At 38.8% G+C, this 24692-nt stretch carries 22 protein-coding genes; 4 read left to right on the top strand and 18 right to left on the bottom strand.

The genetic code is table 11. The features are described 5' to 3' along the window. Positions 1-27: 27 nt before the first annotated feature. From msrB to brnQ, 8 genes are all read right to left on the bottom strand, one after another. Entirely contained in the window at positions 28-1146 is a 1119-nt protein-coding gene (gene msrB / locus Q0191_RS10045) for a peptide-methionine (R)-S-oxide reductase MsrB (RefSeq protein ID WP_297666127.1), read from the bottom strand. 15 nt (positions 1147-1161) lie between these two features. Further along, positions 1162-1725: a TlpA disulfide reductase family protein gene (locus Q0191_RS10040; protein ID WP_297666141.1), complete on the bottom strand. Its 564-nt coding sequence runs from the start codon at positions 1723-1725 to the stop codon at positions 1162-1164. Positions 1726-1793: 68 nt separating this feature from the next. Then, complete coding sequence (locus Q0191_RS10035) at positions 1794-2117, bottom strand: hypothetical protein (RefSeq protein WP_297666126.1); 324 nt, start codon at positions 2115-2117, stop codon at positions 1794-1796. Between the two features lie 27 nt (positions 2118-2144). Then, positions 2145-2855: a thiol-disulfide oxidoreductase-associated membrane protein CcdA2 gene (gene ccdA2, locus Q0191_RS10030; RefSeq protein WP_297666125.1), complete on the bottom strand. Its 711-nt coding sequence runs from the start codon at positions 2853-2855 to the stop codon at positions 2145-2147. A gap of 143 nt (positions 2856-2998) precedes the next feature. Beyond that, complete coding sequence (locus Q0191_RS10025; RefSeq protein ID WP_297666124.1) at positions 2999-4033, bottom strand: HAMP domain-containing sensor histidine kinase; 1035 nt, start codon at positions 4031-4033, stop codon at positions 2999-3001. After that, on the bottom strand, positions 4030-4728 hold the full coding sequence (locus Q0191_RS10020; protein ID WP_297666123.1) for a response regulator transcription factor: 699 nt from the start codon (positions 4726-4728) through the stop codon (positions 4030-4032). The genes Q0191_RS10025 and Q0191_RS10020 overlap by 4 nt, the downstream gene beginning before the upstream one ends. 80 nt (positions 4729-4808) lie before the next feature. Further along, on the bottom strand, positions 4809-7838 hold the full coding sequence (locus tag Q0191_RS10015) for an SSURE domain-containing protein (protein ID WP_297666122.1): 3030 nt from the start codon (positions 7836-7838) through the stop codon (positions 4809-4811). Between the two features lie 239 nt (positions 7839-8077). Continuing rightward, a complete protein-coding gene (gene brnQ / locus Q0191_RS10010) occupies positions 8078-9409 on the bottom strand; it encodes a branched-chain amino acid transport system II carrier protein (RefSeq protein WP_297666121.1) in 1332 nt (443 codons plus the stop codon). Between the two features lie 239 nt (positions 9410-9648). Between brnQ and Q0191_RS10005 the strand changes: the two genes are divergently transcribed. Together Q0191_RS10005 and Q0191_RS10000 are read left to right on the top strand one after the other, a co-directional pair. After that, complete coding sequence (locus Q0191_RS10005) at positions 9649-10632, top strand: YdcF family protein (RefSeq protein ID WP_297666120.1); 984 nt, start codon at positions 9649-9651, stop codon at positions 10630-10632. A gap of 73 nt (positions 10633-10705) precedes the next feature. Then, a complete protein-coding gene (locus Q0191_RS10000; protein ID WP_288932774.1) occupies positions 10706-11389 on the top strand; it encodes a B3/4 domain-containing protein in 684 nt (227 codons plus the stop codon). 89 nt (positions 11390-11478) lie between these two features. Here the strand turns inward: Q0191_RS10000 and Q0191_RS09995 are convergent, their stop codons facing one another. From Q0191_RS09995 to Q0191_RS09965, 7 genes are all read right to left on the bottom strand, one after another. Continuing rightward, positions 11479-13251 (bottom strand): ABC transporter ATP-binding protein, encoded by a 1773-nt coding sequence (locus tag Q0191_RS09995; protein ID WP_288932763.1) that lies wholly within the window; start codon positions 13249-13251, stop codon positions 11479-11481. 9 nt (positions 13252-13260) lie between these two features. Further along, the gene (locus tag Q0191_RS09990; protein ID WP_297666119.1) at positions 13261-14997 is read right to left on the bottom strand and encodes an ABC transporter ATP-binding protein; all 1737 of its coding nucleotides are present in this window, start codon (positions 14995-14997) and stop codon (positions 13261-13263) included. Positions 14998-16512: 1515 nt separating this feature from the next. After that, entirely contained in the window at positions 16513-17694 is a 1182-nt protein-coding gene (locus Q0191_RS09985; RefSeq protein ID WP_297666118.1) for a site-specific integrase, read from the bottom strand. A gap of 13 nt (positions 17695-17707) precedes the next feature. Beyond that, entirely contained in the window at positions 17708-17944 is a 237-nt protein-coding gene (locus Q0191_RS09980) for a DUF3173 family protein (protein ID WP_297666140.1), read from the bottom strand. A 56-nt stretch (positions 17945-18000) separates the two neighbouring features. Next, entirely contained in the window at positions 18001-18852 is an 852-nt protein-coding gene (locus Q0191_RS09975) for a replicative protein (protein WP_297666117.1), read from the bottom strand. A gap of 136 nt (positions 18853-18988) precedes the next feature. Next, positions 18989-20278 carry an FtsK/SpoIIIE domain-containing protein gene (locus tag Q0191_RS09970; protein WP_297666116.1) on the bottom strand — a complete coding sequence of 430 codons (1290 nt, stop codon included), beginning with the start codon at positions 20276-20278 and terminating at the stop codon, positions 18989-18991. Continuing rightward, a complete protein-coding gene (locus tag Q0191_RS09965) occupies positions 20275-20622 on the bottom strand; it encodes a hypothetical protein (protein ID WP_297666115.1) in 348 nt (115 codons plus the stop codon). Before Q0191_RS09965 ends, Q0191_RS09970 begins: the two co-directional genes overlap by 4 nt. 189 nt (positions 20623-20811) lie before the next feature. Between Q0191_RS09965 and Q0191_RS09960 the strand changes: the two genes are divergently transcribed. After that, the gene (locus Q0191_RS09960; RefSeq protein ID WP_297666114.1) at positions 20812-22350 is read left to right on the top strand and encodes a helix-turn-helix domain-containing protein; all 1539 of its coding nucleotides are present in this window, start codon (positions 20812-20814) and stop codon (positions 22348-22350) included. A gap of 90 nt (positions 22351-22440) precedes the next feature. On the opposite strand, the gene Q0191_RS09955 is transcribed toward Q0191_RS09960, so the two are convergent. Next, positions 22441-22791, bottom strand: coding sequence for a hypothetical protein (locus tag Q0191_RS09955; RefSeq protein WP_005589772.1), 351 nt, complete (start codon positions 22789-22791; stop codon positions 22441-22443). A 20-nt stretch (positions 22792-22811) separates the two neighbouring features. Beyond that, complete coding sequence (locus Q0191_RS09950; RefSeq protein ID WP_297666113.1) at positions 22812-23846, bottom strand: hypothetical protein; 1035 nt, start codon at positions 23844-23846, stop codon at positions 22812-22814. A 114-nt stretch (positions 23847-23960) separates the two neighbouring features. Between Q0191_RS09950 and Q0191_RS09945 the strand changes: the two genes are divergently transcribed. Continuing rightward, the gene (locus tag Q0191_RS09945; protein WP_005589770.1) at positions 23961-24170 is read left to right on the top strand and encodes a helix-turn-helix transcriptional regulator; all 210 of its coding nucleotides are present in this window, start codon (positions 23961-23963) and stop codon (positions 24168-24170) included. A 220-nt stretch (positions 24171-24390) separates the two neighbouring features. Here Q0191_RS09945 and rplL read toward each other — a convergent pair. After that, a partial coding sequence (gene rplL, locus Q0191_RS09940) for a 50S ribosomal protein L7/L12 (protein WP_297666112.1) occupies positions 24391-24692 on the bottom strand: 302 nt, incomplete at its 5' end.

Below are 24692 nucleotides of genomic sequence, written 5' to 3'. Positions count from 1 at the left end.
TATAGCAAATTTTATCAAAAAAAGCTCTTAAACATAATCCAAAAGGTAACCGTAGCCCTTCTCCTCCATCTCAGCTTTTGGAATGAACTTGATTGACAAACTATTGATACAATAGCGCAAGCCGCCCTTGTCCTTAGGACCGTCTGTGAAAACATGGCCCAGATGAGAATTTCCAACACGACTGCGAACTTCAATCCGTGTCATATTAAAGCTCTTGTCTTCTTTGTAAGTTGCAACATCCGGACTGATAGGACGTGTGAAACTCGGCCAACCGCAGCCTGAATCAAATTTATCCTTTGATGAAAAGAGAGGCTCGCCTGTCACCACATCCACGTAGATACCAGCATCGAACTTATCCCAATAGCGATTAGAAAAGGCCCGCTCAGTATCATTCTTTTGTGTGACTGCATATTCTTCTGGCGAGAGCTTAGCCTTAATCTCTTCATCGCTAGGCTTAGGATAGCGACTAGCTTCGATAACAGGATAAGCAGCTTGATTGACATCGATATGGCAATATCCATTAGGATTCTTTTTTAGGTAATCCTGATGGTAATCTTCTGCTTTGATAAAGTTTTTTAGAGGTTCTTTTTCAACAGCCAAAGGCTTATCATATTTCTTAGCAACTTCATCAAAAACTTGATTGATGGTATTCAAATCTGCTTCGTCCTTATAATAAACACCTGTCCGGTACTGGGTACCCTGATCATTTCCCTGCTTGTTTTTAGAAGTTGGATCAATAATGCGGAAATAATGCAGCAGAATTTCTTTTAGCGAAATTTTCTTGGCATTGTAAGTGATGTGAACAGTCTCGGCATGGCCAGTTTGGGAGACCAATTCATACTTGGTCGTGTCGCCCTTACCATTTGCATAGCCTGATACTGCATCAATTACACCTGGCACGCGAGAAAAGTACTCTTCTACTCCCCAAAAACAGCCGCCAGCCAAATAAATCTCCCGCTTGTCCTCTTCCTTGACATCTTCTTTCTTCTGTTTAGTCACTTCTGTCTTGCTCATAGAGGCTTTCTTAATTTGCTCAATATTGGCCTGAGATGGGTTAATAGACATGGAGCCCTTGATTAAGAAAAATAGACCAAAACAGGCAAGCAAGCCAAACAAAACCAGAAAAATCTTCCATTTGCCTTCCATGTTCATTGCTCCTTTCTACTTGATTTCTTTCAGTGTTTTTTCAATATCTTCCTTGCTCATATAGCCCACATGAGTTTTAGCAAGTGAGCCATCACTATTGATAAAGAGAGCAGATGGATACGAGCGAATACCGTATTCTTTCAGTAATTCTCCCTTGGTATCCATGAGAACTGGGAAGTCTTTGTAATCCAAAGACTTGTACCATTTCTTAAAATCATCAGCAGACTTTTCTCCGTTAAAAGTCGGAGACACTACCGACAGGACAACATAATCTTTTCCAGACTGCTCCTTAGCCAAGTCATTGGTATCTCCAAGAGTGGATAGACAGATAGAGCACCAAGAAGCCCAAAATTTTAGATAGACTTTCTTGCCTTTGAAATCAGACAACTTGTAGGTCTTGCCGTCCACTCCTCGCAGACTAAAGTCCTTGGCCATCTTTGTAGCTTGATTAGAATTTGCCTTACTAGTCATGGAACTTTTATCATTTTTAGAAGCTTCCGAATTCATTTGCTGATTTGAGCAAGCTCCCAATAAGCCGACACAAAGCAGACTGGCAGTCAAAATCGATAGTTTCTTCATCATTTTCTTTCCTTTCAAAATAAGGAGAAAGCCGACAAAACTGACGACTTCCACCCTTATTGATAACTTTATTTTTCAGATGACATTTCAGATGAATCTTTCATATCATCCTTCATACTTGAATCACTAGATTTCATGTCATCTTTTTTCATTTCGGATTTATTGTCGGACATCATAGAAGAGTCCTTCATGTCATCCTTTTTCATCTTATCATCAGACATGCTAGAGTCTTTCATATCCTCCTTCTTCATGTCGTCTTTTTTCACATCCTCTTTCTTCATCGTACTGCTGTCATCCATCTTTTTCATGTCTGAATTTGACTTTTGACTAGAGCATGCAGCCAAGGCAAAGATACTAAGAGTAGCCATTGTAAGGGTAGCGATTTTTTTCATGATATTTCTCCTTTAATTATATAATATTTATCCAAATAGCGATGCTAAAGCGTTTAGATTTCCTAGCATCAGCAAAATTCCCATGAGAATGATGAGTGCACCGCCGATTTTCTTAAGCGTTCCCATATAAGGTTTGAGTTTGGCAAAGCGCTGTAATACCCAGCCAGAAGCCAAAGCCATGGCTAGAAACGGAAGTGCTAATCCTAGTGTGTAAACCAACATAAGTAAGCCTCCCTGAAGAGCGCCGTTGCCTCCAGAAGCTGCAATTGCTAAAACAGAGCTCAGAACAGGTCCCACACAAGGCGTCCAACCAAAACTAAAGGTGATGCCTAAGAGAAAAGCGTTAAGAAAATCACTTCTTTTACTATTCTTTTTAAGTTGGATGCTCTTTTGCTTTTGCAGCTGCTGGATATTAATGATTCCCATCTGGTGGATTCCCAGTAGAATGACAATCCCGCCCAGAATATAGCGAAACCAAGGGGCATAGAGGACTTGCCCTAGAGCGCCAGCTCCATAGCCCAAGACTAAAAATACAGTCGACAATCCTGCTATAAAACAGAGTGTCTTGACCATCCCATACCAAGAAAGCTCTCGTCCTAGAATCTTGAACGTCCTCGGCTGGTCTTCATCTAACAAGATTCCTACATAAACCGGCATCAGCGGTAAGATACAAGGGGAGAAAAAGGAAAGAATCCCCGCCAGAAAAACAGAAATAAAGAACAAAAAACTTGTTGCCATTTCAAAAACCTCTCGATCATTTTTCTGACTCTAGTATAAAATAAAAATCCCCCTAAAAATAGGGAGATCGATTTGAAAAAACTTGAATTTGGTTTTATCTTTGCTAAATCAAGAGTCAAAAATGTTTATCACTTATTGGGGATTTATGTTAAGTTAAGAGCAAATGTAAAAGTGCTTCCTAGGCCACACTGACTTTCAACCGTTATTTCTCCACCCAGCTGATGAGCCAATTCACGCGCAATAGCAAGGCCCAGACCATGCCCACCTGTCTTCATATTTCGAGAAGTTTCCACACGGTAAAGGCGTTTAAAAATCTTATCCAAATCCTCAGGAGCAATACCCTGTCCTTCATCTTTTACACTTATTGTCAAGATTTGCTCAGTTAATTGAGCCACGACCTCAATTTTAGTTCCAGGGTCTGAATACTTAAAGGCATTATTTAGCAAGTTGACCAAGATACGAGAAAGTTTATCGTAATGGCTCTTAATTTTCGCTGACTCAGGAGACACTTGAATGTAGATGTCTCGCTCCTCTTGCTCAATCAATAGTTGAAATTCACTCATGACCTCAATCAATAGCTGATCTAGAAAGACTATTTCAGCTTCTCCATCTGATTCTATTCGAGGCTGGGCATTAAGAGTCAAAACATCCAATTCTTCCACCAATTTATTCAAACGCTCTGTCTGACGGCTAATCGTGGTCAAGTAATGAATCTGCTCCTCTTCTTCGATCACTCCATCTAAAATCCCCTCCACAGTCGCCTGAATAGAGGTAATGGGAGTTTTAATATCGTGAGAAAGCTGGGCAATCATCATTCCCTTTTCTCGTTCACTTTCATCAAGCGACTCAAACGTTTCTTGCAAATTATGCGACATATCGTTAAAAGCCTGACCCAACTCTTGAAATTCAATAGGGCCCTTGGCGTCAATCTCTGCACTAAAATCCTTGTCAGCTATATTCTGAGCCTGTTTTTTCAGATGCCGAAGGGAAGAAAATACTGGCGATAAAAGAAAGAGACTGACTGCCGCCCCTATAAAACTAGCAATCAAGGTCATTCCAACTAGGAAATATATCTCGCTTTTTACAATCAACATTCGCTGGACTGCCCAGAAAACGAGTAAAATCGTTAGTAGGCTAGAAATTAGGTACCCTACTAGAATGTAACTTTTTAATTTCATTTTCCACCTCGTGCTCCTTCCATTTTATACCCCAGACCCCAGACAGTTTTGACGGCAGGAGTGTCTGAACTGGCATACTTGGTCAATTCCTGTCTCAGAGCATGTATATGAACATTAAGGGTATTGGTATCATCTACGAAGTCTTCCTGCCACACCTTCTCGTACAGCTCCGTCTTTGAAAAAACTCTCTCAGGATTACTAGCTAAAATCCAGAGCAGTTCAAAGGATTTCACTGTTAATTCCAAAAAATGCTCTCCGATGCGAGCCTCATGAACCGCATGATTCATCACCAAATCACCGAGTTCAATTTGTTCGATCTCGCCTCCACGATGCAGTCGGCGCAAAATGTTATTGACTCTTAGAACTAGCTCACGCGGACTAAAAGGTTTGGCTATAAAATCATCTGCTCCTAAGCTCAAACCGTAAATTTTGTCTTGATCGCTAGTCTTAGCCGTTGTAAAAAGAAAAGGCTGATCAGGTGCTATATACTGAACCTCACTGATAAAGTCATAACCGTCCATATTCGGCATCATGATGTCCGTGATGATCAGGTCAACAGATTTCTTTCGGAAAAGATCCAACCCCTCCACGCCATCTCGAGCCACTAAAACATGGTAGCCTTCCTGCATAAGATAGCGCTTTTGGATATCTAGAATATCCATCTCATCATCAACGAGTAAAATTGTCTTTCCCATTTGCCAATCTCCTGATAAAAACAGTGTTATACTGGCTTTAGTATAACACTATTTTTAGTAATTTTTAAATGATTTGAACCTTAATCTTTTTGTTTTTCTTTCAGACCTAGAAGACTAAGAATTCCTGCCAAAGCTAGTCCTAAGAAACCAATGGTAGCTGTAGCTGTTTGAGCTTCACCAGTTTTTGGTAACGTAGGCTTATCATTTTTTTTCATCGTATCTGCCATCGGCTTAGAAGTTGGGTGTTCCCCCTTCACATCAGTCATGCGATGATCTACTTCCTTCGTACCCTCAGCTGTACTCATAGATTCTGTTGCAGAAGGCTTCTTATTCATCTGACCTTCTTGAGATGGTGTTGTAGAAGGTTTCATATTCATTTGACCTTCTTGAGATGGTATTGTAGCCATTCCTTTTCCACGAAGCTGAATCGTTACTTGACGAGTCGCGATAAGATTTGTCAAATCTGGTTTGCCATCTTTGGCACCATAGACCTTGACAGTAGCCTGGTAAGTGTGAGTTCCGTTAGCACGAAGTTGGTCGAGAAGGGCTTGTCCATCTTTACCTGTAGTATTGCCATTCAAATCCACTTCGTAGAAGTATTGACCCTTCGCTAAGCCTTCAAGTGGCAAGAGGGCTGGATTGTTCGCTGTGCCGTTGTCTGACCAAGGAGCCTTGTCAGAAGATTTGAGCAAGAGACGCGTCAACATACCATCTCCACCGAAAGCTTCATACGGAATGACTTGATTAACACCTGCCAAGAATGGACCGGGAACGTTCGCTTTTTCTAAATAGCTGGCTGGAACGTCGATATGGTCTTTGATATTTTTAGTGACTGAATCTTTGACTGCTTCTTTTGAAACAAGACCATTCATGTCAACCGTCACATTTTTTGTCGCAACAAGATTGCTTAAATCTGGTTTGCCGTCTTTGGCGCCATAAACTTTGACAGTAGCTTGGTAACTGTGAGTTCCGTTAGTGCGAAGTTGGTCGAGAAGGGCTTGTCCATCTTTACCTGTCGTGTTGCCATTCAAATCCACTTCGTAGAAATATTGGCCTTTAGCCAAGCCTTCAAGTGGCAAGAGTGCTGGGTTTTTAGCTGTACCATTGTCGGACCAAGGAGCCTTGTCAGAAGATTTGAGCAAGAGGCGCGTCAACATACCGTCGCCACCGAAAGCTTCATACGGAATGACTTGGTTGACACCCGCCAAGAATGGACCGGGAACATTCGCTTTTTCTAGGTAGCTGGCTGGAACGTCGATATGGTCTTTAATATTTTTAGTGACTGAATCTTTGACTGCTTCTTTTGAAATAAGACCATTCATGTCAACCGTCACATTTTTTGTCGCAACAAGATTGCTTAAATCTGGTTTGCCGTCTTTGGCGCCATAAACTTTGACAGTAGCTTGGTAACTGTGAGTTCCGTTAGTGCGAAGTTGGTCGAGAAGGGCTTGTCCATCTTTACCTGTCGTGTTGCCATTCAAATCCACTTCGTAGAAATATTGGCCTTTAGCCAAGCCTTCAAGTGGCAAGAGTGCTGGGTTTTTAGCTGTACCATTGTCGGACCAAGGAGCCTTGTCAGAAGATTTGAGCAAGAGGCGCGTCAACATACCGTCGCCACCGAAAGCTTCATACGGGATGACTTGGTTAACACCCGCCAAGAATGGACCTGGAACATTCGCTTTTTCTAAGTAGCTAGCTGGGACATCAATATGGTCTTTGATATTTTTTGTGACTGAATCTTTGACTGCTTCTTTTGAAATAAGGCCATTCATGTCAACCGTCACATTTTTTGTCGCAACAAGATTGCTTAAATCTGGTTTGCCGTCTTTGGCGCCATAAACTTTGACAGTAGCTTGGTAACTGTGAGTTCCGTTAGTGCGAAGTTGGTCGAGAAGGGCTTGTCCATCTTTACCTGTCGTGTTGCCGTTTAAGTCTACTTCGTAGAAGTATTGACCTTTGGCCAAGCCTTCGAGCGGCAAGAGTGCTGGGTTTTTAGCTGTGCCATTGTCAGACCAAGTTGCCTTGTCAGAAGATTTGAGCAGGAGGCGCGTTAACATGCCGTCGCCACCGAAAGCTTCATACGGGATGACTTGGTTAACACCTGCCAAGAATGGACCTGGAACATTCGCTTTTTCTAAGTAGCTAGCTGGGACATCAATATGGTCTTTGATATTTTTTGTGACTGAATCTTTGACTGCTTCTTTTGAAATAAGGCCATTCATGTCAACCGTCACATTTTTTGTCGCAACAAGATTGCTTAAATCTGGTTTGCCGTCTTTGGCGCCATAAACTTTGACAGTAGCTTGGTAACTGTGAGTTCCGTTAGTGCGAAGTTGGTCGAGAAGGGCTTGTCCATCTTTACCTGTAGTGTTGCCGTTCAAATCTACTTCGTAGAAGTATTGACCTTTGGCCAAGCCTTCAAGCGGCAAGAGGGCTGGATTATTCGCTGTGCCATTGTCAGACCAAGGAGCCTTGTCAGAAGATTTGAGCAAGAGACGCGTCAACATGCCGTCGCCACCGAAAGCTTCATACGGAATGACTTGGTTGACACCAGCTGTGAATGGACCTGGAACATTCGCTTTTTCTAGGTAGCTGGCTGGAACGTCTACTGTATCTTTAGTATTCTCAGCAACGCCTTTTTTAACTTCCTCTAGAGTTGTTACTGATTGAGGAGCAGTCGCTTCACGGTCTTGTTTTAAAACTGTATCAGGAGTTGCCACTGGCTTAGCTTCTTCTTCTTTTGGTTCGTTAACTTCCGACACAGACTCTTCTTCTTTTGGTTTTGCAACTTCTTCCTTAGGAGCTAGGCTAGACTTGTCTGAAGAATTAGTCTCATCGACTACTTCCTTTGGAGTTGGAGTCGTCTGATTTGCAGGAAGAGCTGAATCTACAGCTTCTTTCAGAACTGCCTCAGGCAACTCATTCTTTTCTACTGATGATGAATCTACTTGAAGAACTTGAGCAGGGGTTGAAGTGAGAACATCTGCGTGCACAGTGTTTGGTTGTCCAACTAGCAAAAAGAAACCACTGGCAACCACGACGGAAGCCACACCTACGCTTAAACGGCGGATTGACCAGCGAGTATACTTTTGATTTGGATTGAATTTCATAGGATTCTCCTTTGGTTTGTTTTTTATTGACTCTAGTATAATCCCCTAAGATTAAAAAGGAATAAGAAAAAATTAAAATTTTTCTTAAATCCTTCTTATAAAATGCTTATATCGTCTTATCACTCATCAAAAGGCAGATTAAAGTACTTCATCAAACATTCCTAGGCTTCATCATCGATCACCTACTACAATTGATAATGAATCAAAAAAATCCATCACTTTCGTGATGAATTTTCTTCTTATGCTTCAAATTCAAATGCTTCACCTTTTTGCTTGTTTGGCAAAAGGAGCGAGAGCAAGATTCCAACCAGAGCCGGCAGCAACCAAGGCAGAGAAGCTTGAGCAAATGGCAGAGCATTTACTAGATTGAGAATTGCAGTTAGCTTGAATTGTCGTCCCAAAATGCTAGCAAAAGCAATTAGCGTCACCACTGCTATGGTCAACTGCATTCCTGGTTTAGAAAGTGGTAAAAAGCGATTAACCATAACAATCATGACAATTGTGATAGTAATAGGATAAAGAATCTCCAGAACTGGAACTGAATACTGGATAATAGCATTCAAACCAAGATTTGCAATAGCGAAACCAACTAGCGTAAAAATGGTTGCATAAACCTTATAAGATACTTTCGGGAAGGTATTGTGGAAAAATTCGCCAGTTGAGACGATGAGTCCAGCTGTAGTTGTAAAACAGGTCACCGTTACCATAATCGCTAGGAAAATTTGAGCCATTGGACCAAAGATAGCCTGAGTTGCAGAAGACAAAACAGAAGCCCCTACGTTTGCACCTTTCGGCAAATTCGCTAGATCAAGTGGGAAGTGATTTCCAAGGAAGGCCAAACCGATATAAAGAACGCTAAAGCCCAGCGCCACAAGGATACCCACGATCCAAATGGTAGAAACATATTCTTTTTTATTCTTGAAACCGAGCTGGTTGAGTGTCGTCACAGCGACCACACTAAAGGCAACTGAAGCCAAAGCATCCAGAGTATTGTAGCCCTGAAGAAAGCCTGCTCCGAAAGCTGAAGCAGCATATTCCGCTGTTGCTTCTTGAGGAGCCGCAGCCCCATATTTAATAGCACCTAGTACAACCAAAACTACAATCAAGAGGGCAAAAATTGGTGTTAGATAACGACCGATACTATCAAGGATTTTTGAGGGATTGAGGGCGATCAGATAGGCCAAAGCGAAATAGACCAGCGTGAAGCCAAAAAGCCAAATAGTATGAGAACCTGCAGGCAACATAGGCTCAATTCCGACAGAAAAGGCAGTGGTCGCCGTCCGAGGAATGGCGAAGAAGGGACCAATTGAAAGGTAGAGGGCTACCAAGTAAGCAACCGCAAACCAAGGGGCAATCTTTTTCGAAATTTCATCAATATAACCCTTGGGATTCAAAGTACCTATAATCAAGGTTAGAATAGCAATACCGACACCTGATAGGACAAAGCCTCCAATAGCTGGCCAAAAATTTCGACCAGATTCCAAGCCCAACTGAGGTGGGAAAATCAGGTTACCGGCTCCGAAAAACATTCCAAACAAAAGCAGGCCGGTTAGGGATCCTTTTTTTAACATCATCATCTCCAGTCTTTTTAAGATTTATCCATTATACAGATAAATACCTTTCATTGCAAGATTTTTGAAATGAAAACTACATTTTCTTAGTATTGGAAGGATTAGGTAGATTTGATGCGATTTATTTCAAAACAACTCGAGACCTTCTTTTTGTAATTCGATTTATTTCATATTAAATATCTTTTTTATTGGATATATTTATGTTATACTGGTTAAAAGTCCATTTGCGAGGTTTTATTATGGTACTTCATCTAGTCTGGCTTATCCCTGCTGCTATATTTGCTCTATTATGTTATCGAGAACCCAGAAGTTTATTCAATGCTTATCTCCTGACCTTCACTCTTATGATGATGGGAATTGTTTTAGCAGGGCTTACGATTGTTAGTCTTGAGCGATTTATTGGCTATACACCAGCTATTATCTTGTTTTTGGCAATACCCTTTAGTGTTTTCGCTTCTACTGTTTATTTACTTTTTAATGGTCGCAAAATGGTGCAGCTAGAGGGGCTTAGATTGGCCAATCTACTATCGCTTCTCTACGGCCTAGCTATCGTGGGGGTGGGTCTATTGCATTTTTTCGCTCCACGGTCATTTCTTGCAAATTTGATTTCCTTCGCTGATCTGCTCCTATTTTACGGAACCTTTCTCTATCTTTCCTATATCATCTACGCCTTCTTTTTAAATCTCTTTCCAATCAAGAAAGAGCCCCAGACTATCATTATCCTCGGCTCAGGATTGTTTGGGGACAAGGTGCCTCCCCTGCTGGCTCAACGCTTGGATAAAGGGCTAGCTATCTATGAGAAGTTTAATCGGAAGCCAGTCATCATTGTCTCTGGCGGTCAAGGAGATGACGAGTTAATTTCCGAAGCAGAGGCCATGGCAGGATATTTGATGGAAAAAGGAGTCCCAGCTGACAGCATTCTCCTTGAGAATAAATCTCGCACGACCTTTGAAAATCTCACATTCAGTAAGCAGCTTATGCTGGCACATGGACTAGGGCAAGATCGGGTTGTCCTTGTCACAAATTCTTTCCATGCGCTACGTGCTGGCATCTATATGAAACAGGTTGGTCTCAAAGGCCGCAGTATTGGTTCTCGCACGGCCTTCTATTTTCTTCCCTCAGCTTGGATCCGAGAAACTGCTGGCTTAATCCGTATCTACTGGAAATGGCATGCTTTTATCATCGGAAGTCTGCTGCTTCGCTACCTTTTCTTCCTATTTTAGACATTATTTTCATTGTAAAAATCCTTATAAAAAGGTATAATCAAGGTAAGAAAAAAATGGAGGTCCGTCTATGATGAAATTTACCATTGATAAAAGTTTAGCAGAACTTGGCATTAAGAGTGTGGTCCTTGGCATTGCTAGAAACGTTGATCCTCAAGCACCTTTATCAGAAGCTTTTCTCCAAAAACAGAAGGAAGCCGAAAACTGGGCTTTGAATTGCAATCTAGCGGAAATCACTGACCATCCGACTATCCAGGGCTACTGTGATTTACTGCAGAAAGTGGGGCGCAGTGTTAAAAAGAACCCACCAACTGTACCAGCTCTGATCCGCAATATCCAACACCGCGGCTCCATTCCAAGAATTAACAGTGTCATTGATATTTATAATGTGGAATCCTTGCATTCTCTTCTGGCTATCGGTGGGCATGACCTTGATAAAATCGGTGATGAGATTGAGTTTACTGTCAGTCAGAAGGACGATGTTTTCTTCCCTATCTTATCTAAGGAGAAGCATGTAGCTCCGACAGACTATGTCTACCGAGATGAAAAAGGCATCCTTGCTTGGCTTGATGTCCGTGACAGCGACCTTTATAAATTTGATGATAGCACCAAAAACGCCATTTTCATTATCCAAGGAAATGCCCATACATCTGTCCAAATGCGACTAGACGCCCTCGAACGCATTCACCAGGATTTAGCAGCAGCCATGCCAAATCTCGAATTTGAAACCCATGTCATTCAAGTAGACGATCTTTAAGCAACTTTTCACCCGACAAGCTTTTAAGGTAAAAACCCATCAATTATAAATCAAAAAGGAAACTCAGCTGAGTTTCCTTTTTTGTATGTCTAGGCTTCTTTCTTATCCGAAAATTGACTCATATACAAGTCATGATAGAATCCCTTGTCGGCCAGCAGCGACTCGTGATTGCCCTGCTCAATGATTTGTCCATCCTTGAGCACCAAAATCTTGTCTGCTTCTTGGATAGTAGACAAGCGGTGCGCAATGACAAAGCTCGTCCGCCCCTGCATGAGAGTTTTCATGGCTTTCTGAATCAAGAGCTCCAAACGAGTGTCAACTGACGAAGTCGCCTCGTCCAAAATCAAAATTTTAGGATCTGCCAAGAGAGCCCGTGCGATCGTCAGGAGCTGCTTTTGACCTAGCGAAATATTGCTAGATTCCTGATTCATTTCCATATTGTAGCCACCAGGTAAGGTGCGGATAAAGTGGTCGACATTGGCTGATTTGGCTGCTTCCACAATCTCCTCGTCGGTAGCATCAAGGTTACCAAAGCGAAGATTTTCCTTGATAGTTCCTTCATAAAGCCAAGCGTCCTGCAGAACCATACCAAATTGCTTGCGATAGTCTTGGCGGGACAGCTGACGAATATCGTGGCCGTCCACGCTGATAGAGCCCTTGGTCACATCGTAGAAACGCATGAGTAGGTTGATCAGAGTCGTCTTACCAGCTCCAGTCGGACCGACAATAGCCACCATTTCACCCGGCTGGACTTCCAGATTAAAGTTGCGAATCAGCGGCTTGTCTGCCACATATTGGAAATCTACATTTTTGAAGCTGACTTGACCAGTCGAGTCCTTATCTAGCTGAATAGTATTATCCATGACTTCATCTGGCTCATCCAAAATCTGGAAAATCCGATCCAGCGAAGACTTGGCACTCTGGAGCTGACCTGCCAGCTGGGTAAGGTTTTGGATAGGCTGATTGACCTGCCAGACGTACTGGACAAAAGCTTGCATATTACCGATGGTCAATTGACCAGCAATAACCTGCAAACCACCCACCAGAGCCACGATGAGATAGGTTAAATCCGAAATCGCATTAAGAACGGGCATCATGAGCCCTGAGATAAAGCTGGCTTTAAAGCCGACTTCCTGCAAGTTTTGAGTAATAGCTCGAAAATCCTCAGCCGAAGTCTCTTCCCGACCATAAAGCTTGAGAACATTGAAGCCTGACAGATTTTCCTGGACGAAGCCATTCATAGCGCCCAACACATCCGCCTGCTGCTTAAAGTAGGGCTGGGATTTTTTGAGGATAAATCTAGCTCCCAAATAGGTCAGAGGAATGCTGACGATAACGATCAAGGCCAGCTGGAGATTCAGATACAAAACCATCCCGATGACCAAAATCAGGGTCATGACGGCATTGACCACCTGCAAAAAGCTTTGTTGGAGAGCATTTGAGACGGTTTCCACATCGCTGGTGAAGCGCCCAATCAAATCACCAAACTGGTGCTTGTCAAAGTACGAAACAGGAATTTGATTGATTTTATGACTGAGCTCATTGCGCATGTCGCGAACGGTGCTCTGCACAGCATTGGTCATGAAATAGTTAGAAAAGTATGAACCAATCTCATAAAAAAGGGCACGAATAAAGTAGAGCAGCATGATCCAAGCAACATAGCTACTATTGATGGCTGCACCGGGTACTCCCTTGGCCATATCCAGCAGATTTTGCGTCAGTTCTGTAATGGCAAGCCCTAGGACAAAAGGCTCTAGGACACTCATGACCACGCTGACAATCTTGAGGAAGACTGCAAGAAGTACGGCTGCTTTATAGACTTTTAGATAGCCCCATAAGCGGACAAAACTATTTTCTTTCATCTCTTCCTCCTATTCTTCTGTTAGTGATTGGCTATTGAGCTGGGAATTAGCAATTTCGCGATAGATAGCATTATTTTCCATCAGCTCCTCATGTCGGCCTCGACCCACGATTTCACCCTTGTCTAAGACAATGATTTGATCCGCATCCATAATGGTGCCGACCCGCTGAGCCACGATGAGAACCGTTGCATCCTGAGTCACTTCCTTGAGTCGGCGGCGCAAAGTCGCATCCGTTTTGTAGTCCAGAGCCGAGAAGGAATCATCAAAGATATAAATATCCGGCTCCTTGACAACCGCACGCGCAATGGACAGACGTTGCTTTTGACCACCAGATAGATTGCTGCCGCCTTCGGCCAAATGGGTCTCGTAGCGCTCTTCTCTGCTTTCGATAAAGTCGCGAGCCTGAGCCACATCTGCTGCTTGATTGAGCTCCTCAGAGCTAGCATCTTCCTTACCATAGCGGATATTTTCAGCGATCGTCCCGGTAAATAGCAGAGCTTTCTGCGGGATAAAGCCAATCTTCTGACGGAGAGCTTTTAGATTATAAGCGCGGACATCCACACCATCCACCAAAATCTTGCCCAAGGTCACATCATAGAAACGCGGAATTAGCTGAACCAAGGAAGACTTACCAGAACCTGTTGAGCCGATAAAGGCGATCGTTTCCCCCGGCTTGGCCTTGAAGGAGATATTATGCAGGACAGGATTTTCCGTCTCACCTGGATAGGCAAAGGTTACATTGTCAAATTCCAGATAGCCATGAGTCGCAGTTTCCGTGATCCCATTCTCATTTGGATCGATGGAAATCGGCATATCCATGACTTCCTTCAGCCGCTCGCTAGAGACCGCCGTCCGTGGATACATGGTAAAGAGACTGGACAGGAGCAGGAAGGACAGAAGGGCATGGAAACTGTACTCGATAAAGGCAACCAAATCCCCGATTTTCAACTCGCCACTGCCTAGTGGTTTCAGGGCAAACCAGACAATAGCCACAATCATGGCAATAATAATCTGTACAAAGAGAGGCTCCGTCAAACCTGTCAATTTAAAGAGACGGTTGGAATTCTCCGCATAAATTTCATTTTCATTAGCGAAGCGCTCTTCCTGAAATTCCTCACGGGCAAAGGCTCGAATGACCCGCAGACCAGTCAGATTTTCCCGAGCATACTGGTTGATCTTGTCCAGCGTCTTCTGCTGCTTTTCAGACAGGGGACGCGTCTTGACCGCCACATACCAGACTACGATTGCCAAAAAAGGCACTGAAATCGCCACAATCCAAGCCATGGACGGACTGGTCAAGAAAATCATGAGGATGGACGACAGCATCATGATAGGCGTGATAGCTCCCATCTTGAGCGTTTGCTCAGCAAACTGCATAAGGACAAAGGCATCACTGGTAATCCGCGTCACCAGCGAAGAAACGCCAATCTGCTCATACTCATGATGGGAATACTCCTGCAGCTTGTCATAGAGATCATTCCGCATATCCCGCACCATGCTGGTCGTTAATTTCCCAGCGGCATAGGAAAGGACGATCCGCCCTAAAATCCCAAGGATAATAACCAGCAGCATGATAAAGCCCCAGAAATACAGGCGTTCCTGATCACCCTGGTTAATCCCTTCGTCAATCATGCGCGCCAAAACCGTTGGCAGCCCTAGATTGACCACTACAAAAAAGATGGCCGCCACAAAATCCAGCACCAGCCACTTGGGGTAGCGTTTTAAATATGACCAAATGTAAAGCATAATCCCTCCATTTTCTATAATAATAAAAAAGCACTGAAGAGTACTTTTATACAGAAAAGAGCGCGCAAATGCACGCTTTATTAAGAATATTATAGCAGAAATATGAAAAATCGTAAAGACTGACACTGATATCTTTTCTTTCAACTCATATGATGCTTTAAGAATATAGCACTTAGAATGATTTCTTACGCCCTAATAAAAAAACAATTACAAAAAAGAACCCGAGAACTATTTTGTCTCAGTTTTTTTGTGGCCAAGAGACTATTGACCCAGACTCTTGGTGGGAAATGAAATCATTTTCCACCCTATTTCGCTTTTTGACATTGCTCAAAACCTTGCTACGCTGGGATTTCGCAATGTAATTGCATACCCTTATTATTTAAGAGTTACTTCAAATTGTTTCACCATTGTATTCATCATGAGTACCTCCTATATAATAGATATTTTTTGTCAGATTGTAACCCTGACAAGTTCAGTATAGCAGAACAAAAGAGATTTTTACTGCAAAGTCTTTAAATGTACGATTTTCATCACGATAAGAAAACGAGCATCTCCAACTATGGAATACTCGTTTTTTTGATAGTTAGAAGTGGGGTTGTGCCTAGCCTCTATGTAACATGCTCAAAACTTTTTAAAATACATTAATATTAAAAGAGCTAATAACCTAATGAAGTGTCAAATGTTGCTAACTCCACTTATCTTCAAATTTAAATAGACACATTATCGGAGTTATCAGTAAGAAAAAATCTAACCAATTTAGATAATTCATAACATAGGATATAATACCAGCCATAACGAAAAGGTACAAAGCTGTACGATATCCTCTCTTTGGATTTTTATCAGCCTTAGTGTTAAAAATGATGTACACACAACAAATTGCAATGAGTATAAGTTGAATCATAGTTTCATTTAACATATTAACATCCATTCCTTTTTTTAACTATTTTGGGGGCCTCAATCCATAAACTACAAAGCCACCTACGATAGCCCCCCTGTTGCGCAAATCAAGTAAGCTTGAGGGCCTCCAGTAATACAGGATTGTCCTGCCTGAAATGCACCCCAAAAGTTAGACAAAAAATATTAGCTTCTAAAAATTATATAGTGGGCAAAATCACTGTAGGAATTATGAAGCCTATTTAATTGTTTACCTTTGACAAATCATGAGATTGTACAAAAGGTTCTCTTCTACTCTCAAGACCTCAGTGAGCATAATGATTCTATCGACTCTTACTCTTTCATTTTCAATGAAAAAAACCATCTATAGACTCATCAAAGCAAGGATAGATTTCCCTAACTCACTACAATTCACAAAAAATCAAAGAGCCCACCAAACTTTCGTTTAGTGGGCTCTTGGTGGGGAATGAAATCATTTACCACCCTATTTCGCTTTTTGACATTGCTCAAAACCTTGCTACGCTAGGATTTCGCAATGTAATTGCGTACCCTTATTATTTAAGAGTAACAGTTACACAATGCCTATAAACGCTGATATAATCAGTTTTTTCTTATCCTTAGTTAGTTTAGTGGGCTCTTGGTGGGGTTTGACGATACCCCAAATTTATAAAGGGCTTGAGTTATCTCTCTTCCACCAGTCGCTTTTTGACTATCATACAAATGGGAATAGGTGTTAAGTGTTGTCGCCTTATCAACTCGTCCAGAGCGTTGCGACACATAAAGAACATCTTTCCCTAATACATTTATCAAAAAACTATCGTGGGAGTGTCGCAATCCTTTTCCAGTAATTACTTCAACTCCTGCCTTTTTCGCTTGTCTTTTTAGAATACGACTTAGTGTGCATTTGCTTAACGGTTTGCCAAATCGTGCAAGAATATAACTGTTATCACCATTTTCTACTTGCATCTTTTTCCACCGTTGTAACACTTCAACTGTTTCATCATCAAGCTCAATCCACCTAAAACCCGCTTCTGTCTTCGTTTGATTTTTACGAGTATAAACACCTTTACCTTCATACTCTAGTGTACTCTGAACATGGAGCAATTTTCTATCAAAATCAATATCAGACCATATCAAACTTAGCCCCTCAGATACTCGAAGACCCGTGAAGAAATAAAGCCAAATCGCTGTAAATCTATGCAGTTCTTCGTAATCTGTTAAGTCAAAGGTTCCAATAACTTTTCTAAAGTCGTCCAATGTCCAAAATTTTGTATCTGGTCTTGAACCTTTAGGATTATCTAACATCTTACACGGAAATTCTTCAATGATTTGCAGGCGTTCAGCATAACCCAAACATTGCTTAAAGCGAATCCACACACCTTTAGCATAATTGGGGGAGTATGTATCAATCAAATGTACTCTGAATTGCTCACAATCCCTAACGGTTATAGCTGATAACCTCTTTTGTCCGAAAACTTCAATAAACATTTTATGATGAGTTAGAGCCGTTTTGTAAGTCACCGATTGGACTGTTTGCCTGTAATAAGGAAGATAAATTTCTTCCATATAATCAGCAAAGGTCATATAATCTCCGTTCCTATTTTGAGACATTTGAAATTCTGCTCTTACTCGACACAATTCATCATAAGCTTGCTTTTCACTCTTAAACGGATTTCCAAACTGGTCTTTATAGCTTTTCTTGCGTTGTCGCTTGCCAGTTAAGTCGTTAGCCTTAAACTCTGTTTGATAGTAAATTCTTCCTTGTTTATCACGAGATACACCACGATATCTTTTACTTGCCATTTTCAGTTCCTTTCTATTCATCAAAAGGTAACTGAAAACCTAGCAAATCTTCTACGATATAAGTCGGAGCAAGGTCAAGTCTTGAATTATCAAAGGGCGATTTTCTTAATTCTACCAAATTATCTGAAGAATTTCTAGCATTTTCAAATTTTGCTGCTGCTATCGCCTTAGCCTTTCTTATAATATCCCTTGCTGTGTGTTTTGGAAAACCAAGTTCCATAATATCCTTATGATTAACTGTCTTCATAATCTTAACCTTTCTATGATATAATGGAATTACCAAAAGGTATTCCATTTTATCTTTTGTTATTCATTTGGCTTGTCGGCTGCTCCGCTAAAAGTATCTGACAAGCTTTTTACTTTGTCGTAAAACTCTGTAGTATATTCTTTTATTCCATAGGGTGTTTCATGTGTTGTTGTCTTAGAAAAATTGGGTGGCCTATAAATTTTAAAAGCTTTCATCAGTTCTCCTTTGGTCGCTGTTATTTCTAAGGGTTTCTCTATTCCTCTACTAGTTCGATAGACTCTAATCCCTTTAGGATACATGTATAATCTTGCACCTTTAACAATTGCCTTGCTATTTGAATCATCATTTCCCAGTTGAAGATTTGATAAGTATGATATTAGATAATTTCCAATCTTATCCGCACTTTTCAATCTCTTGGTCTTAGTAAAACCTCTTCCCCACAAGTCTGCAAGAATAGCATTCGGAATCATCAAAATTGAATCATTCTTCATCAATACATGTAAATGCCATCGCCCACTTGCTTGTGGTTCAATTACTGCAATATAATCAATGCGACCATACTTTTTACGAACTCGCCTAATGAAAGCTTTAAAATCTTTATAAACCTCTTCTGCTTCGATAACATGCTTTCCATATGTCAGTGTTACCCAAAGTTGGTTCATGCCTCCTTTAAAATTATGAGCCACCAGTCTTCTTAATTTCTTCATCGTTTGTTGAACAGATTTCAAATTATCAGACCGTGTACTATTTGAAGTCTGCATGTCATGAATCTCTCCAGTTTCAAGATTTACATAGCGCCGTCCACTAATAACTTTAATTTTTTGTTTTTGTTGACCATTTGCGGTAGTAATTTCAACTGTACCTCCATAAATATAAGATTTTACAATTTTTGCATTGCTTATTTCAGTCATACAATCCTTATCCTTCTCTAATGTTTGACGCTTATCAAGTTAATAGCAAGCAGAAGCTTGCTTCTGCTTGCGCACATCTTATCAAGCGAAGAAAGACGAACACTCCGTTTGCTTTAGCTCTCCGAGCCAAGCATCTCTATTCTTCGCTTTCAAAGATGTTACCCGTATAATAGTCTTCTAGCTCGGCTATAAAATCAAAATCATCATCAAAAAAAGGTGTTTCAAAATAGATAGGCTCAGTTGTTTGACCTGTAATTGAAATGTAGCCACTACCAACACTGACTGAATCATAGTAATTAAAATCAGCAGTATCAAAAATCATTCTATAGCCATCTTTTGACATCTTCCCAAGCGCTACACGGCACCCTAATTGGTCTCGGATTGCCCCATCTAAAATTTCAGCATCTGCCCTTTGCATACTTAACTCAACAAAACAACCTGCTTGACGTCCTTTCATAATGAGAGCGTATAGATATTCCTTAGCTTCTGTAAGTACCTTTTTATCAGCGGTTTTCATAAATGCTGTTACTTCATCAAAAAATATGACAATTGGGGGTAAATCAAAATCAACAAATTTTTTTCCAAAGGCAGTTTTATCTGAAAAATATTGTTCATATCTCTGCTCCATTTGTTCATTCACTAATCGCAATATTTTACAAATTTGAGCATGTGATACACCAATATGAGAGGGCGGAAAACCCTCAGCATATTGAAGTAAACTTAAATCAGCATTTTTAGGGTCACAAATAAATATGTCAGCTTTCATCTTAGCATAAGCTAAGATTTTTGAATTAATAAACATAGTCTTACCAGAACCAGTTGAACCAACAGTCAATCCATGACTTACTTTTGAAATATCATACCTGATTTTTTCTGTCAATTGGACTACCGTATCATTAATGTATTTCTGTCTCTGAGACTTTGAAAAAATTAGACGGTTATCAGAGCTAACTTCAAAAACATAATCAGTCTGAAAAGCTTCTTCTTTTGTTCTAATTAGTTTCAATTTAAGAAATGCTTGAAGACCCTCGCCGATTTCGCCGACTAAATCATCTATTAAATCACCATTTTTATAAGCTCTTATTACTATGCAATCTTTTTTATCTATCCAATCTAGTTCTAGAGAATCTGTTATCACTTCTTTACCATTGAATGTTTTTTCTGTTTCATATAAGTGATTTTTCAAAATGAATTCCTTTAATTTTTTTCGATTTATATAGACTTTATGTCTATATAAACCGAAAATATAAAGTAAACTCAAGATTGCTACGATACTGTAGAAATAGAGATTATAAGCATTTCCGAAAAAATTGATAAAAATAGGGTTAAAATACTTATAAAACAGAAAAATAACAATATATGAACAAAGCATGAACGAGAGATTTGCCCAGAACGGGTAGTTCCATTTTGCACTAACACGTCTCATTTCTTATCTCCTTCAGCATTTGTAGATGTTACATCAGCGTGAATTGATAGTTGATTTTGATACTCTCCAAAAATTGTCGCTTTGACAACATTTACTATCTTACATTCAGTACGCAACGATTCAAATTTTTCAAAATCAGCTATAGATTTATTTGCTACAGTTACAATAATTTGCTCTCCTATATTAGTATTAGAATTTTGATAATCTGTTTTATCTTCTAAAATCAACAGTATTACTTTTACAGCACCACTTTCTGTTTGTTTTGCGTTTAAGAAGAATAATTTCTTCTTTTCAAAAAAATCTTGATGTTTAAAAACTAGAAAACTACGTAAATTTTTTAGCATATTATTTTACCTTTCAAAATCGAAGTAAGAAACAGCAATTTCTTACTTTATAGATTTAGAATGATTTGCAACTCATTCTGACAACCATTGAAATTTTGCTGAACTTCAATTCATAAATAGTTTATCAAAGAAAAAATTCATCAATTCTATATTCTTAAAGATTTTGGGATTTTTTGATATAATTAATATATGAAAAATATTTTTGAAGAAAAATTAAGCTCACTACTAAAGATAATTAAATGTGAGGTAGGTATAACTGCAAAACAGATTACAACTGAACTAGGATTTTCTAAAAACACCCTAACAAATTGGAAAAATGGGACAATACCTAAAAAATCTAAACTGATTAAATTTCTTTCATATGTTGAAAGTTTACAAGATAGAATAGGATATAATGAGGAATTAGAGGATTTTTTGATTTTATTTACACCAGATGATGAGATAGAACAACAGAAGAAATATAATAAAACGAATATACAAAAAAATAAGGAAACTTTTAAATCAAACTTTAATAACTTAATAGACTTTCTTAATAGTGGTCTAAATTTTCACTCATCTATCTATAATATAACTGATTTACAAAAGCAAGAATTAGAATCAAATTTACCAAATAAATATGAAATAGACTCTATCCAAAAATGGTTAGCATCTGAATTGAAAGTTAGTGAATCTCAAATTTCTAATTGGAAAAATGGAAAGACCTTTCCGACTTTAAAGAATCTACAAAAAATTCATAATTTCTGCAACCTGCAAAGTGATACTACCTTTATTTTAGTTGATATTCCCAAAAAAGACTTTCGCCCTCTATTTTTAAAAAGTCTAGAATACGAAAGACACTTAACAGAATTTAAACAGAATTATTTAAAGTTTATAAAAGAACTTATTATAAAATCGCAGCATATTGGTGATTTCAGCTCTGCCATTGAACAAAATCACTGTTTACTAACTAATAAAGATGAAGCTTTAAATAATATTCGAAATAGAATCTTTGCTAAAAATATAATTTTTCTAAACAAGGCTTTCAATAAATGTTTAACAAATAATTCTATCTCTTTTATAGAATGGTTATTCCAAAAAATCGCTAAATATAGAAAATTTGATTTACATTTAAATGAAGAAATTAAAAATGTTAAGGATTTAAAGGATATTGCAGATAAAATTGAGTATGCTTTTAAAATACTAGATGATAATAGAACATCAGAGTTAGAAAAATGGTTAGAATCCCCTTTTTTCCTAAAATTAGTTGTTAAGTATTTAAAAGAAAAAGAACCATGCAATGAAGAAGAAGAAATTAAAATATGTTTAAAAGACCAACTAAATGTAGAACATGATAATCTAAACAATTTATGTAATTTATTCATTGAGTTAGATTTTGAAAATGATTATTATGCTGTTGAACAATTCTTTAAAGAATTCAGGGACTTATTGTTATATAGGGATTATTCTCCTAAATATCTTGAAAATTTAATTCCCACATCCCTATCTCTGGAAACAGACGTTATATCTCAACAATTACAAGCCAATTTTCAACTATTGTCAGATTTTATTGAAAATTACATCATTGGTAATGAAGTCGAATTAAACTATCTAAATTTAGCAACCCCTTTATTTAAAAAACTACTAAATATAGATAATATTCAAAATTGGAATATTATGCTAGAAACCAAACTAGATTTTTCATTATTAGATGAGTATCAGAAACTGTGTGCTGAAATACTTGAATTGTAACGAACAATAAATGTATGAATGAAAATATCACAAAAACAGCTCTATAAATTTATAGAGCTGTTTTAGTAAGTCTTTAATTAGTATAGATAGTTATTTTTTCTGTAAGGTCACTGAACCAAATCCACCACCCCGAACTGTTAACGAATTTCCCGAAACAGAGTAGTATAATTGTGAATCTTCTCTACCTGCAAAATTAAATGTCTTACTTTCCCTATCAATAGTAAATTCTATATTATTTAAAGCAAGATTTAGTGCAGCGTTATCATCGCCAGCCTGAATTTTCACACGCCCCTTGTTCCCGTTAATTGTAATCATCATACTTGCTCCGTCTTCTTTGTAGGTATAAGTCCCATCTAAATCGCTTTTAGATGAGCAGGCAACTAAAAAAATCGCCATCAGCATTGTTACCACAAATACTACTATTTTCTTGAAATTATTCATTCTCTACAGCCACCTTTATTTTATTCTTTATTATCTGAATGTCCTACTTGATAAAAGCTAACATTTTTTGGTTTTTTAACATACGTATCTACCGTTAATTCCATATTATTTTCTGGTTGCTTAGTCACAAAAGATAGAGAAGCAGTACCTACAAATCCCATGAAATTAGTATTACCTACCTTTTTTGTAGCAAGCGGTATTTGATTTGTAGTTAAGTTAAATCCGTCTTCTTTTATCATAAAGTCATCATAAACTTTATTTTCATAAATTAGATTATAAGTTTTAAACTGTAAAACTTCATACTCTGTCTTCTCAAAATCTTCATCAGTGTAAGATTCTAACAAATATTCGTCACCTTTTTTATTGACAAGTCTCTCCTCTAACTGACTTAATTTTTTTAACGCATGAGTTTTATCAGAACCATCTGTTAAAGTCTGCATCTCTAAATTAATTTTAGCTCTTAAAATTGTATAATGTATCTTTGCACTCTCTATTTTTTTCGCTAGATTAATAATCTCTGAATCTGAGGATTTTGCGACTTCAGCAAGTGTCAAAGCATTTATTGATGGCACTTGAATAACACCATCTTGATTTCCATCTTCTGTATCGTATTTCTTTATAACATCTATTAAATTATCCATCGTAATTTTAGTGATGGTATCAGTCTCATTGAAATCATCTAATAAACCTTGCGCGATATTTCCTGAAGAATAAAGATTCCTTCCTAGATAATCTTTTTCATAGTCCTTCGCAGATATTGATGAGAGACTAGTCTCTGTAGACGTATTGTAATAAGTTGTCTTTCTATCTTGTACTAAAAACAATTCCTTCACTTTCCCGTCTTGAGAAACACTATCTACTGCATACCAGATTTGTGCTTCTTTATCACTTTGGTTCAGATATTCACCCAGACCTACTTCTTTCTTTTCTACAACCTTCTTTTCAGTGTTTTCAGTAGTTTTACTTTCTGATTTTTCTTTACTATTTGAACATGCTCCCAACAGCAGAGAAACCGAGAATAGGGCTAGACTTGCGGTTACTATTTTGTTTTTCATAAAAACTCCTTTTTAAAATCTTTTTCATAATTATACTCAATAAATTGAGTATAGTCAATAGATTGGTTGTGATATTGTCTTTATATAATAAAATTATTATATGCGAGAGTAACTATGGCAATTTCTTACAAACCTTTTTATCAAACATTACTACGAAAAGATGTGAGTGAGTATTATCTCATTAAAATAGAAAAAATATCTGCTAACACACTTTATAGAATGAAGCATGGAGAATCTATTACGACAAAAACCATTGATAGATTATGTGAAATATTGGAGTGCGATGTTGAAGATATAATTGAATACATTAATACTGAGGAATAAAAAAAGAGGAAGTCAACAAAACACTGATTTCCTCTTTTCATTGTTGCAAATTGGTTTACTCCGCAATCTAACCTTTGATGGTTATAAATAAACCCCACCAAGAATAAATCTTAGTGGGGTTTTGGTGGGGAATGAAACTATTTCCCCACTATTTTAATCGCCCTAAGCGACTTGAAAACCTTGATTTACTAGGCTTTCGCAATCAAATTGCGTACCCTTATTATTTAAGAGTAACTGAAGCTCCAGCTTCTTCCAATTTAGCTTTGATTTCTTCAGCTTCTGCAGTTGGAACGCCTTCTTTGATGACACCTGGTGCACCATCAACAAGTTCTTTAGCTTCTTTAAGGCCAAGACCAGTGATTTCACGTACAACTTTGATAACGCCAACTTTTTTGTCACCAGCAGCTGTCAATTCAACGTCAAATGAATCTTTAGCAGCGCCAGCGTCAGCAGCACCAGCTGCAGCAACAGCTACAGGAGCAGCTGCAGTTACACCAAATTCTTCTTCGATAGCTTTTACAA

The organism is uncultured Streptococcus sp., assembly GCF_938036805.1.
GTDB lineage: Bacteria > Bacillota > Bacilli > Lactobacillales > Streptococcaceae > Streptococcus.
Note: the sequence above shows the minus strand (reverse complement) of the source record. Positions and strands in the feature narration are given on the sequence as shown.

What these genes read in the sequence shown, in the direction of transcription:
- msrB (WP_297666127.1), bottom strand. Translation starts at nt 1,146, where the DNA reads ATGGAAGGCAAATGGAAGATTTTTCTGGTTTTGTTTGGCTTGCTTGCC.
- Q0191_RS10040 (WP_297666141.1), bottom strand. Translation starts at nt 1,725, where the DNA reads ATGAAGAAACTATCGATTTTGACTGCCAGTCTGCTTTGTGTCGGCTTA.
- Q0191_RS10035 (WP_297666126.1), bottom strand. Translation starts at nt 2,117, where the DNA reads ATGAAAAAAATCGCTACCCTTACAATGGCTACTCTTAGTATCTTTGCC.
- ccdA2 (WP_297666125.1), bottom strand. Translation starts at nt 2,855, where the DNA reads ATGGCAACAAGTTTTTTGTTCTTTATTTCTGTTTTTCTGGCGGGGATT.
- Q0191_RS10025 (WP_297666124.1), bottom strand. Translation starts at nt 4,033, where the DNA reads ATGAAATTAAAAAGTTACATTCTAGTAGGGTACCTAATTTCTAGCCTA.
- Q0191_RS10020 (WP_297666123.1), bottom strand. Translation starts at nt 4,728, where the DNA reads ATGGGAAAGACAATTTTACTCGTTGATGATGAGATGGATATTCTAGAT.
- Q0191_RS10015 (WP_297666122.1), bottom strand. Translation starts at nt 7,838, where the DNA reads ATGAAATTCAATCCAAATCAAAAGTATACTCGCTGGTCAATCCGCCGT.
- brnQ (WP_297666121.1), bottom strand. Translation starts at nt 9,409, where the DNA reads ATGTTAAAAAAAGGATCCCTAACCGGCCTGCTTTTGTTTGGAATGTTT.
- Q0191_RS10005 (WP_297666120.1), top strand. Translation starts at nt 9,649, where the DNA reads ATGGTACTTCATCTAGTCTGGCTTATCCCTGCTGCTATATTTGCTCTA.
- Q0191_RS10000 (WP_288932774.1), top strand. Translation starts at nt 10,706, where the DNA reads ATGAAATTTACCATTGATAAAAGTTTAGCAGAACTTGGCATTAAGAGT.
- Q0191_RS09995 (WP_288932763.1), bottom strand. Translation starts at nt 13,251, where the DNA reads ATGAAAGAAAATAGTTTTGTCCGCTTATGGGGCTATCTAAAAGTCTAT.
- Q0191_RS09990 (WP_297666119.1), bottom strand. Translation starts at nt 14,997, where the DNA reads ATGCTTTACATTTGGTCATATTTAAAACGCTACCCCAAGTGGCTGGTG.
- Q0191_RS09985 (WP_297666118.1), bottom strand. Translation starts at nt 17,694, where the DNA reads ATGGCAAGTAAAAGATATCGTGGTGTATCTCGTGATAAACAAGGAAGA.
- Q0191_RS09975 (WP_297666117.1), bottom strand. Translation starts at nt 18,852, where the DNA reads ATGACTGAAATAAGCAATGCAAAAATTGTAAAATCTTATATTTATGGA.
- Q0191_RS09970 (WP_297666116.1), bottom strand. Translation starts at nt 20,278, where the DNA reads ATGAGACGTGTTAGTGCAAAATGGAACTACCCGTTCTGGGCAAATCTC.
- Q0191_RS09965 (WP_297666115.1), bottom strand. Translation starts at nt 20,622, where the DNA reads ATGCTAAAAAATTTACGTAGTTTTCTAGTTTTTAAACATCAAGATTTT.
- Q0191_RS09960 (WP_297666114.1), top strand. Translation starts at nt 20,812, where the DNA reads ATGAAAAATATTTTTGAAGAAAAATTAAGCTCACTACTAAAGATAATT.
- Q0191_RS09955 (WP_005589772.1), bottom strand. Translation starts at nt 22,791, where the DNA reads ATGAATAATTTCAAGAAAATAGTAGTATTTGTGGTAACAATGCTGATG.
- Q0191_RS09950 (WP_297666113.1), bottom strand. Translation starts at nt 23,846, where the DNA reads ATGAAAAACAAAATAGTAACCGCAAGTCTAGCCCTATTCTCGGTTTCT.
- Q0191_RS09945 (WP_005589770.1), top strand. Translation starts at nt 23,961, where the DNA reads ATGGCAATTTCTTACAAACCTTTTTATCAAACATTACTACGAAAAGAT.